1 protein-coding gene is annotated in these 657 nt (G+C 36.2%); it reads right to left on the bottom strand.

Annotation, left to right across the window (positions count from 1 at the left end):
• Nucleotides 1–16 precede the first annotated feature (16 nt).
• A complete protein-coding gene (locus tag V7083_RS08860; protein WP_335477154.1) occupies nucleotides 17–625 on the bottom strand; it encodes a methyltransferase in 609 nt (202 codons plus the stop codon).
• Between the last annotated feature and the right edge of the window lie 32 nt (nucleotides 626–657).

Raw genomic sequence — 657 nt, 5'->3', positions numbered from 1 at the left:
CTTTTTTTCACCTTTTTTAACTCGGGAACCTGTAAATTAAAAACCTTTCATTTTGATTGTGTTGATATACATATGGCACCTGCACTTCCAACACTAGGTTAAAGGCGGTGTGGTTCTCTAAAAAATAGATATAGTCCTCAGATGGATAATATAAAATCAAGTCTACTTCCCGTTCTATTTTTTCCACAGACAGTAATATATTATTAATAATCCTTCTAAAGACCTGAACGGAAAATGGGTTAAAGAAGTAAAAGCGATTGTCCTGCGGATGAATCTCGTATTCCTCCGCCAAGCAGCAACAAAACTGGACCTTATCCTGCTGATTCTTTGTTTTGCGTAAGTAACTATTTCTATTTTCCATCGCATCTCGATAGAAGGTCTCATCCATCTCAATTCCTAACACATGAGTATGAAAATAATGATGGAGGTAAAAATTTAACCGCCCTTTTCCACAGCCAAAATCAACTACCCGATCAGTACTGTTTAGAACATAATGCTTAAACAGTTCCTCTAAAGCAGCATATGGTGTCGGCTCATAGCGATGGTAATGAAACGATTTGTGAAATCCCTGCTGCTCTTCCCCGGTTTTGATATTTAACAATTTATCATAATAATATTCCTTCACGATACGACTCCTATAAAATGTCATTCAATTTT

It is taken from the genome of Bacillus sp. JJ1764 (assembly GCF_036962145.1).
Lineage (GTDB): Bacteria > Bacillota > Bacilli > Bacillales > Cytobacillaceae > Neobacillus.
Note: the sequence above shows the minus strand (reverse complement) of the source record. Positions and strands in the feature narration are given on the sequence as shown.